The sequence below is a fragment of the Ruegeria sp. HKCCD8929 genome, assembly GCF_013031405.1.
Classification (GTDB): Bacteria; Pseudomonadota; Alphaproteobacteria; order Rhodobacterales; family Rhodobacteraceae; genus Ruegeria.
This window is the reverse complement of record NZ_WPZY01000069.1, coordinates 1-10501: the sequence shown is the minus strand read 5'-3', so window position 1 is coordinate 10501 and position 10501 is coordinate 1. Positions and strand designations below refer to the sequence as shown.

The 10501-nt window shown below is 58.1% G+C and carries 8 protein-coding genes and 1 pseudogene; all 9 read right to left on the bottom strand.

Features of this window, described 5'->3' with window-relative positions:
- Positions 1 to 757: pseudogene (locus GOX53_RS28000) on the bottom strand (hypothetical protein); the annotation flags it as partial.
- A 524-nt stretch (positions 758 to 1281) separates the two neighbouring features.
- The gene (locus tag GOX53_RS27995) at positions 1282 to 2955 is read right to left on the bottom strand and encodes a hypothetical protein (RefSeq protein WP_171182166.1); all 1674 of its coding nucleotides are present in this window, start codon (positions 2953 to 2955) and stop codon (positions 1282 to 1284) included.
- A 449-nt stretch (positions 2956 to 3404) separates the two neighbouring features.
- On the bottom strand, positions 3405 to 4475 hold the full coding sequence (locus GOX53_RS27990) for a type I restriction endonuclease (protein WP_171182165.1): 1071 nt from the start codon (positions 4473 to 4475) through the stop codon (positions 3405 to 3407).
- Positions 4476 to 4650: 175 nt separating this feature from the next.
- Positions 4651 to 5133 (bottom strand): phage virion morphogenesis protein, encoded by a 483-nt coding sequence (locus GOX53_RS27985; protein ID WP_171182164.1) that lies wholly within the window; start codon positions 5131 to 5133, stop codon positions 4651 to 4653.
- Between the two features lie 10 nt (positions 5134 to 5143).
- Positions 5144 to 5428, bottom strand: a complete 285-nt coding sequence (locus GOX53_RS27980; protein ID WP_171182163.1) for a hypothetical protein — start codon at positions 5426 to 5428, stop codon at positions 5144 to 5146.
- Positions 5429 to 5432: 4 nt separating this feature from the next.
- On the bottom strand, positions 5433 to 5627 hold the full coding sequence (locus GOX53_RS27975) for a hypothetical protein (protein WP_171182162.1): 195 nt from the start codon (positions 5625 to 5627) through the stop codon (positions 5433 to 5435).
- 125 nt (positions 5628 to 5752) lie between these two features.
- Positions 5753 to 8524, bottom strand: coding sequence for a DUF935 family protein (locus GOX53_RS27970; RefSeq protein WP_171182161.1), 2772 nt, complete (start codon positions 8522 to 8524; stop codon positions 5753 to 5755).
- Positions 8525 to 8526: 2 nt separating this feature from the next.
- Complete coding sequence (gene terL / locus GOX53_RS27965; protein WP_171182160.1) at positions 8527 to 10134, bottom strand: phage terminase large subunit; 1608 nt, start codon at positions 10132 to 10134, stop codon at positions 8527 to 8529.
- The coding region (locus GOX53_RS27960) for a DUF1804 family protein (protein WP_171182159.1) at positions 10134 to 10501 on the bottom strand (368 nt) is incomplete at its 5' end. The genes terL and GOX53_RS27960, both read right to left, overlap by 1 nt.

Genomic DNA, 10501 nt, shown 5'->3' with positions numbered 1-10501 from the left:
CCACGCTTTCGGTGTGGCGCAGTGCGCGCTCGCGCTTGGCCAGGTCCGCCTCGCGGGTCGCGAGGTCTTTGGGATCTCCACCCATGGAGGTCTCCTCTTCTTGGGGTTGGCAAAAGCCGGGGCCGGATTCCGGTTCGGAATCGTCCCCGGCCTCTTCGAGCCAGCGCACCTGCCATTCGGGAATGACCTTGTCCGCCGTTTCGAGTGAGAATTGATCGATGAAGAAATCACGCATCCGGCGGAAAATGCTGGAGGCGGCATCCGCCACCTGCGGCAGGGTGAATGCGATCTCGACCAGATCGTCATCACCACTCTCGGCGAACTGTACCGGGGCCAGACCGCTGACAGCGGGAGCGGCACCACCCAGAAAACCGATATGGCGGGGGTAGTAGCTGCCGGGCACCGGGTTGTTGGACGCATCCGGCGGGAAGAATTTCATCGACACCTTGCGGTAGCGGCCCTCTTCCACAGCCGAGACGAATTCGGGGGCCAGATCCTTCAGCTCGGCCACCAGCGTGCCGCTGTTGTTGACTTCAAAGCCCTGCGCCCAGCCAAAGGCGGGGTCGTCATGTTTGGGGTGACCAACGACAACGGGGGCCGGCGCGGCGTCGGGATTGTACCCGGATGCCATAGCCGCCACGTCGGCCTCAGTGAACGCATATTCCTGGCCGTTCATCGCCCGGAAGGTGCCCGGCCGGAACACCTCCACCTTGCGTGTCGTTGCTACATTGGTCGGCCTCTTGGGGTCTGAGGGCATGGATTATTTGCTCCATCGCGTAAATGATGGAGGCAAACTAACCGGCTGGATTTAGGGGAAATACCTGAACTGAGTTCAGGGGAGGCGCGCTGGTCGCGCTGCCCTGATCATGGCGAAGATCGGGGCGTTCGCAAGCGATTTGTGAAACCGGGGGCGAGGGGAAGGCATCAAGATCGCAGGAGAGCGAATTTAACGGTGGGTTTAACGCGGGTTAGGGAATTTCCGGGGTGAAGATAGCCAAGAGGCCGCTGATGTTCTTCCTGAGGCGTTTTTTTCTGCAACTTGCTGGACAGAAGATCATCCGGCCACAGAGTTGCCGTTCGCTGAAAGTGCTAGATCAGTGCTGCGACTGCGGGACAACTGAAGGGAGGGCGCGTTCCGGTAGTTTGCAGCAGGTGCGAGAAGACCTTCCACAGTTGAGAAAAGCAGACCATCCAAAGTTCACAAAGCTCAATTTCTATTTGCTCCTCACAAAGGCTAGGCCCAGCGCTAAAGCCAGTATTCCCTGTTGACAGCAACGGAATTTAGGGCCGGAAGAGGCGCTTTTTTCGTTTGGCACGTCGCATCTGTCCTTTTGAGCTATCTTTTCCCCACTTCTGCTTGAACCACTCAATTTCAGATTGGTAATAGCCTCGTATTTCCGCAACCGCGTTTTTCTCGGAATCGCTTTGTGAGGTGTATTCGTTCCAGTAATTTAGCGCACTATCGAGTCGCCCTTGGATGTAGGACGGAACGTCGTCTTGGAATACGTGTAGGTTCTGAGGGTAGACACCTGTCATAACATACGGTCGGCGCATTTGTGATTGGTCATAGGTTTTGTTCTGCGCGTGCCAAAGGGACTCTGCCAATGGCATGCCCTCGTCATGTTCGACAAAGAACTCGGCGACTTTTGCTGCTTCAGCGCCAGTAACGGGAAACAGTGTGCCGATGTAGGCACGAGCACCGGCGAACATGAAACGACCTGAGAGCTGATGCCACGACGCGCAAGCATTGTTGAAGATCACTGGCGAGCCGTGGTCAGCGAGCTCCCTCGGCATTGCGATGTAGTTGTGATCGGCCATCTTCAACGCCGCCGAGCCGAGAACGCGGGATATTCGCTCTCGTTTAACTGGCTCGAGTTCCTTCGCCTGTTTCAGCTCCACGAAGTCTGTTATGGCCGAGCCGACTTCTATCTTCTCCGACTTCTTTGGATCGCTCCAACTGACCCCATCAAGCTTATGGAATCGCTGGAACTGCATAACGTTTAGCATCTCGGGGTCATCTGTTTGAGCGACCCCAATCGCGGTGTCCACGACTAGGCGGCGGGTCCGGCCAGAGGCGTCATTAAACTCATACGTGAACCGATAACCATCGGCATCGCCGCAGTGCGTGGCGAAAAGTAAGAAATCATAAGGAAAGAGTTCCACCGTATTTGTAATGTCTCTGACGTTGGCAGTCTTCCAAGGATAGCCACGAACAAACAACCTGCGTTTGGCCAGCGATCGTGCAACCGCCTCGACCTCCGGAGCCTTTGTTCGGCCAGGGTCCACTAGCACAGCGCAACGGACACCTGTTGTATCCGCTTTTCCAGCAGCAAGGCCGTTTAGAACGGAAACGCCCAGATCCGGATAAACCTCGAGATGTGTAGAAGGCACCTCGGGAAAGCCGAAGCCGTATGGAATGTGGCTGGTGAAGAACGTGATGCCTCCACCTTCAGGCGGTACGACACCGGGGCATAGCTCACGGACACGCTTGGCCAATTGAACTAGACTGTCGGTGGCGCTCTGGCCATGGAGGTCATACAGACTATACAGCTCTTCGGTGAGGTCTTCAGCAGCGTCCCTGCCTACCTCCGGAATTATGAGAAGATCGGCATCAAGAGCGAATGCATAATTTGCGGCAATGACCTCACTAAGCGGTTCTCCGGCCTCGCAAACGACCAAGTGCTCTCTGCCCTTTAGTTCAGCGTTTCTTGTCTCTGCACCATCACTGAACTCAAGAAGCTGATTGCCCCGCAACGCCGTGAGGAGACCAACACCTATGTTGCTTCTTCCCCATTTTAGGAGAGACGGGGGCGGCCTTTCCCGAAGAACCCCATCCAAGTCGTGAGCGGTGATCGTCAGAATGCTCTTGGACGGCAGGAGATTAGCCATTGCGTCATGTTGCTCGGCGGTCAGGTCAGCAAGAGCGATCCTGGTAACACCTGCTTTGGCGATCACATTGTTCCTTCGGACGGCCTCGCTACGGCCATCCGGTCTCGTCATTCGCGGACCGTCGAGAATTGGCAGGTAGTAACCCGGACGGCTGAAAACGCAAGAGAGGCGTGCCGCCAATTCGGCGTCATCAGATAGAATGGCCAGCTTTCGGATTGGAGGGCATTTCATTGTTCGATTGATGCCACGCAGTTGACTCGTAGGCTACCCGTCAGTTTGGCAGGAACCCTCCCTCGCACGGTCGGCCCGCATAGGCCTTCGACTTACGCAGATGCTGCGCGGTGCATAGATGACTGCATTTCGGAAACATCGGTGCGGTGAGGATCACGACAATGAATGTCGGCTGTGGGCCGACTGTCATGCTGCGCAAGCGAAGGTCCGCGCCTTGGTCGAGGTCGGCAAAGGGCTCGCTACTACCTATGCAATGCTGCGGCCCACGTGCGGTTTCCTAGGTTTTACTGACCATATGCGGTGATGACCGCCTCCAATGCCTCGGCATGCAGATAAAGCTCTTCAATGGATGCGATTTTGTGCTTCTGTTCGTTCTTATCCGCGTCGAAAATGACTACCGATTTGTTGGTTGGGGAGTTGAAGTACAGGCGACAGATCGGGCGGCGATTGTTGTCGTCCATGAGGATTGCGCAGTAGCTCTTGGCATCTCGTATACCAATCCGGTTCACGTCTACCACTTTCGCTCCTATGGCACGGATAATGCGATGGGCTTCGATCTCCTCCTCTGTGGTCATGACGCCGTTGCCACTGTCCACTGTGTCACTTTCATCCAACGGCTTTTTGGACTCTGGACTACCACTGTTCCGGAATGTGATGGAGAGTTTGTCTTGAATGCGATCACGTATCAATTCGTCCAGCGCGGCCTGGATTGCTGGCTTCAATTGTTCGGCAACGTTTTTGGTTATTGAGCCATCGTAAATTTGTCGACCGACAAGTCGGACAAATTCGTCGTCTGGGTTCTCAAGCTGCGCTTTCAGATAGTTTGATGCCGCCCTCGTGTGTTTCAGTGCAGAGGCGGCCTCGAGAATCTGATCAATGGCGAATTTCTCCTTGCGGAAACGGGACAACTCCTCGATCTGGTCGGAATCGTGGGACTGGAAATCGAACTTGAAGAACGGTTTTTTGTCCATCTTGTTCGGGGCGTCTGTGTCAGAGAAGAACCAAGCTTCCCGCCCATTAGTCAGGATGGCCAAGCGCGCCTCGGTGACTGAGAAGTAGCGAAAGAGTTGGTTGAACTGGGCGTCGCCGAGTTTCGATGTGATGGGCTTCGCCTCCACCAACATGGCGATTTTTCCATCAATCTTGACTGCGAAATCAACCTTTTCACCTTTTTTAGTTCCGACGTCAGCCACATATTCTGGGACGACCTCGTTCAGGTTAAAAACGTCAAAGCCCCAAGCATGCAGCAAGGGCAAAATGACTGAGGTTTTCGTTGCTTCTTCGGTCACTGCCTGCCGTTCTGCCACTCTGGACCGTTCCGCAAGCTCCTCCACGAGTTGAAAAAATTCGCTCATAATACCCTCTCGAATGAACCACTCCACGTTCCTACGATCCAAGGTTGTGCGTCAAGGAGGTTATTCTACGCGAACTAGCTACTGGGAGGCGTGCAGGTTTGTGCCAGTTCTCGACATGCTGCGCAGGCGAAGGCCGACACCGTGGCTAGTGTCCGGAAAGGGCTCAACGCGACCCTCATTCATTCGAGAAATACCCGACGGCCTCCTCTTCAATCAGCTCCATGTCGGCATCGGAAAATCCGAGATAGGGCCGGGCCGGGATAACCGCCTTCAGCCCGCGTCCGGCCTCGCCGCCGAACTGGTGGATGGCCGCGTAGTCCTCGACCTCCCTGCCAGTGCCGATCTTCAGGCTGCCGCCGCTGACTCGATAATTGATCGACCCCGCCAAATGGCCCCGCATGCGCAGGATGGTCATCGGCGCATTGCCGTATTTTTTCTGGCGGCGGCGCCTCTGCGATTCCGAGAGCGGCGCCCAAGGCGTACCATCGGGGCCGCGCTCATTCTTGAAGCGCTGATTGATGACGCCGCCAGCACCGGCGAATTCTTCACCGATGGATTTCAGGAAGGGTTCGAGATTTTCCAGCTTGGACAGGCGCTCACGCAGATCCGCGCGCAGCGCCTTGTCGTTGAAGCTGAATTCCAGGCGTGTGCCGGTCATGGCCTTCCCTTCAGTTGTCTCTGCGACCGACGTGCGCGCGCAGCTCGGCCGGTGTAACGATATCCCCGTTTTGGGTGAGCCAGGACAAAGCCCCGTTCTCCCACTGAAAAGTGTCGAGGTTATCCAAGACGGTTCCGGACGGGTCATCGAGGAAGTCTGGTATCAGCTCCGGATGGACACTCAGCACCGACACCACCATTCCAGCCAGCTCACAGGCACCGACACCGGCACAGGTCGCGGTGGCGCTGCTGTAATCGGCAATCGTTTTGAAAACCTCTTCAGGCTTGGCTGTCATGGCTTCACCCAACGGCCGCACGAACGATGCAGTCTTTGGCCTCCAGCAGCTTACGCAGGCCAGCGCTCTTCTCAGGACCATCGTAGGTGTCGGTGTCAATCTGGCGGGCCAGATCGCAAAACGGCTTGCTCACCGCCTGCAAATACTCGGGCAGATGCTCGTACTCAAAGTACTTCATGATTGGGTTTGGCGACTGCATGACCGTTCTCCTCTGGTTGAATTTTGGCCCGGTCGGGCCTATAATGTGGGGGCGCAGCGATGGAACCCGTTGGGTGGGTATCAGACCCTATTGCTGGCTGGCGGCAGATCCCAACCTCTGCCGCCTTAGTCTTCCCTCCTGAATATCAAGGCACCCCGGCGGTGGCGCTCGAGGTATTTCACGTCCGGCTTGTTGCGGCGGCCTTTGGTTGGCGAAAATGACGTCGCCCCGAACCACGCGCCAGACATCCAGTTGAAAGCGGAATAGGTCGAGATCTCCGGATCCCAGCGCAAATACCGGCGCACCAGGCGCCGGGTGCCGTCCGGCATGTCCACCCAGTCCACCCAGATCTCATCCGGATCAAAGATGGCTTCGGCCAGACGCTCGGCGTCGACAGCACGCCCGAACTTCAGAACTTTCCATGCCCCGTCCGCGTTCCGGAACAGCTGGTCGGAAATCACGATGGCCTGACCGGCTCTGTCCCGATGCAATACACCGCGCCCGATATCGGCCCCAAAGCGCTGCAGGAAGCGCTGAACATAGAACTCAGGCTCCCGACCTTCAGGCAGCACGGGCGAAGCAAAGGGCCGTCCGAGATCCGCGAGCGGTGGTGAGACCGGTAAAGGTAAATCCGGCTGGGTCGGGTTTAGCGGTTTCTGCAGCTCGCGCGGCACGATCCCGCGCTCCCAGGTGTCGCCCGGTTGATACCCCCAACCGAAGTCGATCCCTTCAGGCACCTCGATCCGCTCGCCCGTGGTCGGATCCTGAACCTTGCGCATCTTGAGCGCCGGAGCGGTGTCCGGGCCGTCCTTGCCCAAAAGCTTCAGCCCGGCCACGCTGATCGCCTGAACGCCGCAGGAGCATTTCCAGCCGTTGGGCGGGTAGATCATGCTCCAGATTGGATCATCGTGGCGGAACACCTTGCCGTCCCACGCCAGATGCACTTCGCGTGGCTGTTTTGGCTCTCGGGTTTCAGCATGCACATACCGCCAATATGGGCGCAGCTTGACCACATCCGGATCCCGCATCTGCTTCAGGCGACCGGCCTGATGCGCGGCGCGCAGATTGGTGTCGTAGATCACCCGCGTGCGCCAGTTGCGCCCGCCGTTGTAATCCCAGCCGTGGCGCGTGACGATCTCATCGAACTGCTTTCGGAACCCCTCCAGCCCACCGCCGCCATTCATTGCCTTGTCCAGCGCACCGCGCAGATCCTCAACCAGTGAAACGGAATCGGCGCCAGCCACAACAAAGGCCCGGTCGTGCGCCTGGTGCAGCGTGTCGGTCCAAACCCGGCTGGGCAAACTGACTTTTTGACGGTGAAACTCCTGCGCCTCATTGAAGGTGACGGTGCCGACCTTCGGCTCGGCCAGTGCCGGGCCGTCTTCATCCAACACTTCACCGCGGCCGATCAACTCGGCCAGCGCCAGCGCATCGCCCAGAGCTTCCGCATAGGGGATTTCATCCACCAGCCGCGTCTGCCAGTCCAGTAACGCCTGCCGGACCTCGTCCGCATCGTCTGGCAGGCCAGTCGCCGCCTTCAGCTCGCGGATCCATGTCTCGTGCGTCGGGCGGATCGCCGCCTCGGTCGCGGCGATCAGATCCTCGATCCGCACCGTGCCGTCCTCAGCAAATGCTATGTCAGGAGTTTTTTTTTGAGCGTCCGAGTTGGCCGCAGGCGTTACGTCCTGCATTTCGCAATCAAAGACATCGTCCATGTGCGCGCCGATATCCGTCGGCTCGTATCCGGCCTCACGCGCCGCCTTCAGGGCATCCATGTCCTTGATGCGCCGCTCAGCCCGTTTGCGCTTCAGCTCCTCCTGAGCCATCTCGTTGGCTGGGCGCGGCCGCCAGATCTTCGGCAGGGCAGCATTGGGATAGTTGAAAGCGCAGAGCCAGCGAACGAAGGTGCCGTTGAGCGTGCCGGACAACAGATCGCTGTCGCTGTCGACCAGAGCATCGAGAATGTCCGCATGGGTCTCGGATGCTGCCCGTGCACCGTTGTCGCCCATTTCGGTGGTGAGCGTCTCGCCCAGAACCGCCTTCGACATTTCAGTGTTCCAGAACTTGCCCCAGACGGAATAATCCACGGTGCCTGACCGCTTGGCCTCAAAACTGTCCAGTTCGGTGCCAATCGGAACGGTGATGGCCGAGCTGCGGTTCATCATCTGCAAGACGTTCATCAGCTCGCGCTGATGCTGCGACCCCCGGCCTTCGACATATTTGCCCACTGGGATCGGTGCGGAAAAGCGCTCCAGAAAATGCATCCAGTAACCCACACCGTTGCGCTTGAACAGCACCGGCCAGAACAGACGGGTGCCCATGCCAAGGCCGTAGGGGTTGTTCCCCTTCACGCCAAAGCGGTGGACGAAAAATTTGCGCTGAGGCAGTTTTTCTCCCAGCGCTGGCGACGACCAGGTCAACAGGCGTGGCTGCCATTTCTTGTCGAAGACAAAGCGCCGCTGCTCCAGCGCGGTCACGTATTCAGGGCGGATGTGACGGCCGTCACGCGTATAGACGTTCTCGGCGATAGCAAAGCCCTTGTTCGTGGCGTCCAGCAGATCCATGCAGATCTGATCAAAGGGCAGATTGCTCAGCACATCCCGGATGAAATCGGCCGCAGCCACGTCATCCTTGCCCTCGCCACCTGGTTCAATAATCCATTCACGCCCGATGAGCTTGTGCTTGCGCTTCTGCAGAACGGACCAGGCATGGGTGTCCCGCTCGATGGCGTCATAAATCTTCAGACCTTCGCCGCCGCCGCGCTCGATCAGCGTGTCATCCAGCGGATGCAGCACATCCGAGTAATTGGCGATGGTGATATCATTGGCGACTGTCGCAACGGCGCTGCCGGCGTTGAGGTGCTGACCCCTGTTCTTCTTCGACTTCTTTTTTGCCATCGTCAGTATCCCGCCATTGGGTGATTGCTTGCGGCCGCGACCGCGATCTGAGTGCTGCCGGATGCGGCACCACCGAATTTCAGGGCGTTGGAGTAGAGCATTTCCAGACAGTCAGGCCCGTCATCATGGGCGGCGGTGGGCCATTGCTGCAGCTGGTCGATCAGGGTGCGTTGCGAATTGTGCAGCCGGATCAGACCGGCAGCCATGGGCGGCTGCAGGCGCTCAATGCGCAGTTCCTTATCGGCAAAAGGCTGAATCGGATAGCAGGGCATGGCCAACCCGGACTTGGCCGCGCGCTTCATGGCTTCGGTTCGGAAAAACTCCTGAAACTGGACGCTTTCAACGAACCACAAAGTGCATTCATATTCGCGCTGCATGGCAAGCGCGTCCTCAATGATCACGTCCGGCAGGCGCTTGCGGATCGACGCCTCGACCACGTCCAGCACACCGGTCTCGGGTGAATAGCCACCGACCAGAATGGCGCTGGGGTCGCGGCCTTTCTTTTTCTTGCCGAGCGAGGGGTCGATAGCCCCGAAATACAGCCAGTCGTGGCGGGTCATGACCCAGTAGGTCAGATCCCGGAATGCGTTGTCCCCATTGATCGGGTTGTTCTGGTATTCCGATTCAAAGCTGTCGTGATCGCCTGCGCGTTCCTGCATCAGAAACAGAAGGCTGTGCATCTCAGGCCAGTTGACGATGGCCCCTTTGTCCATCTCAGCTTTGTGCTTCAGATAGAACGCGTCCGCCGCCGGTTCGTCGTTGAGGTACAGCTCCTCCCACTCGTCCCACAAATCCATACGGTCGGGCCATTTCAGCAGTGCCTGGTACCGGGATACTTGCCAGCCCGGTTTTTTGGAGAACCGGATAATAACGGCGTCGAACAGCAACACGGTACCCGCATAAAGCACGTCCATGGAGCCGTCAGTCGGGCCCAGCTTCAAGACGGCTTTCGAGACCCACTTTTCCAGCTTGTCCCGCTGTTTGGGGCTTTCGACGTTCTCATCGTTTTCGATGTCGTCCAGGACAACCAGATCGGGGCGGTAGGGGCCATGGCGACGACCCCGGATCTTCTTGCCGGTGCCGAAGCCCTCAACCTTGATGTTGTTGCGGGTGACGATCACGCCCTCGCGCCACGTGCGACCAGCGCCTGTTACCTCCGGGAAGTCGTAGGAAATGCGCGGGTTGATCTCCAGCTCAGCCTTGATCGCCTCAATCATCACGGCCGCTTGCTCAAAGGCATCCATGATCAGGCAGATATAGTGCTTCTGACCGGTCAGAATGCACCACAGGGGAAAGCCCTGGCTGATATGGGTGGATTTGGCCGAGCCGCGTGGTGCGATGACCAGACGCTTCTGGCCTTCCTCTTCCTTCACCATGGCGGGCAAATCGCGGTAAAGCTCCTGATGCAGTAACGATGGCGGCTTGCCCAGATAGTGCGCCATGTAGGTTTCCATGAAGAACCGATAGCCGGTCTCCGGATCCCGCACGCGCTCCAGCCGTTCGGCCTTGGCGGCCTCATCGACCACAAAGGCCTCAACCTCCAGCTCGATCTTGGCCCGGAAGCTCTGTGCCAGATCGGCGATACCGTCCAGGAACTCGCGCTGCTTCATCAGTTATACGCCTTGGAGATCTCGACACCAAAGGGTTCAAGCACCTCCTGAAACGCCGCACTGTGTTGCGGGAACTCGTTCATGATGAATTCGGCGAACCGTTTCAGCACGTCAGTGGCGATGCCAAGCTCGTTCAGTTTCGGGGCTGCGCGCCCGGCAGCCAGAATCATCTTGTTGAAGCTGTCCGACAGCGAGGCCATCAGCTTGACCTTGTCGGCAGGCTGGATGTCGCTGGCTTCCTTGACCTGCTCCATTGTGACCTGAAACATCACCGTGAAATCTTCGATGACCGCCGAAGTCATCGCTTCCTGACCCTCGCCCTTCATCGTGGCGGCGGCGCGCGCGATATCCCAGTCGTCGCCGGACT

Bases quoted from the DNA above. Each gene is read 5' to 3' on its own strand.
- GOX53_RS27985 (WP_171182164.1), bottom strand. From the start codon at position 5,133: ATGACCGGCACACGCCTGGAATTCAGCTTCAACGACAAGGCGCTGCGC.
- GOX53_RS27970 (WP_171182161.1), bottom strand. From the start codon at position 8,524: ATGGCAAAAAAGAAGTCGAAGAAGAACAGGGGTCAGCACCTCAACGCC.
- terL (WP_171182160.1), bottom strand. From the start codon at position 10,134: ATGAAGCAGCGCGAGTTCCTGGACGGTATCGCCGATCTGGCACAGAGC.
- GOX53_RS27980 (WP_171182163.1), bottom strand. From the start codon at position 5,428: ATGACAGCCAAGCCTGAAGAGGTTTTCAAAACGATTGCCGATTACAGC.
- GOX53_RS27990 (WP_171182165.1), bottom strand. From the start codon at position 4,475: ATGAGCGAATTTTTTCAACTCGTGGAGGAGCTTGCGGAACGGTCCAGA.
- GOX53_RS27975 (WP_171182162.1), bottom strand. From the start codon at position 5,627: ATGCAGTCGCCAAACCCAATCATGAAGTACTTTGAGTACGAGCATCTG.